1 protein-coding gene is annotated in these 1,258 nt (G+C 76.7%); it reads left to right on the forward strand.

What is annotated here, in order from left to right; translation table 11 throughout:
* Nucleotides 1–389: 389 nt before the first annotated feature.
* The coding region (locus tag ACJA3G_RS37205) for a serine/threonine-protein kinase (protein ID WP_406557426.1) at nucleotides 390–1,258 on the forward strand (869 nt) is incomplete at its 3' end.

The following is a 1,258-nucleotide window of genomic DNA, read 5'->3' on the forward strand; positions in this document are numbered from 1 at the left end:
CCTTATGGCCGTCAGGATGTGCGACGCGAAGCGGGCCGTGTCCGGTTGCGTCCGGGGGGTGCCCGGACGGCCTGCCGCGCCCCTCGGAAAAACCTTCGGCCGCCGGGGCGACCCAGCTGCGGCTCTACCACGGGGGGTTGGCCTCGGCAAAGGACCTGGATGCGGTACGGAGGTCGGGCGCGGTGGGGTGATGTTCCCCACCCCGCCCCGCTGGGAAAGCCCTCCGCCGGGCGCCCCGAGGCCCGTGCCCGCTGGAATCGCGGCGGCCGAAGGTTTTTCCGAGGGGCGCGGCAGGCCGTCCGGGCACCCCCCGGACGCAACCGGACACGGCCCGCTTCGCGTCGCACATCCTGACGGCCATAAGGTCAGGGGGACGACGGGGAGGTGCGGTGCGGAACATCGGCGGGTACCAGCTCGTCGCCCTGCTCGGCGACGACGGCATGGGTCAGGTACACCTCGCCCGCACCGCCTCCGGCCGGCTCGTCGCGCTGCGGACCGCGCATCCGCGTCTGGCCGCCGATCCCCGCTTCCGCGAGCGCTTCCGCCGCGAGGTGGCGGCGGCCGGCTCGGTGGCCGGCCCGTACACCGCGGGGGTGCTCGCCGCCGACCCGGACGCCGAACTCCCGTGGCTGGCCACGGCGTACGCCACGGGCCCCGCCCTCTCCGAGGCCGTCTCCGCGCTCGGCCCCCTCGGCCCCGGCCGGCTCGCCGCCCTCGGCGCCCTGCTGGCCGAGGCGCTCACCGCCGTCCACGCCGCGCACCTGCTGCACCGCGACCTGCGGCCCGCCAACGTCCTCGTCACCCGCGACGGTCCGAAGGTCATCGGCTTCGGGATCACCGGAGGAACCCCGGACGAAGCGACCGGCGGCACCGGCCGGACCGTCGGCGCCCCCGGCTTCGTCGCCCCCGAACAGCTCGCCCGTGACGGCGAACCCGGCCCGCCCGCCGATGTGTTCGCGCTCGGCGGGCTGCTGGCGCTCTGCGCCACCGGCCGCAACCCGTTCGGCGCGGGCAGCGCCCCGAAGGTCCTGCACCGCACACTCCACGAGGACCCGGACCTCGACGGCGTACCGGACGACGACTGGCGGGAGTTCCTGGGGCGGTGCCTGGACCGCGAGCCCGCCGGGCGGCCCACCGTCGGCGAGGCACTGGCCTGGTGCGCGGGGCGCGGCGGCCCCGAACCCTGGTGGGAGCGGGAGCCGGTCACCGGTCTGATACGCCAGCACGAGGAGGCCACCGCCGAGCTGGTCGGGGCCGC

It is taken from the genome of Streptomyces sp. YS-3, assembly GCF_045257485.1.
Classification (GTDB): domain Bacteria; phylum Actinomycetota; class Actinomycetes; order Streptomycetales; family Streptomycetaceae; genus Streptomyces.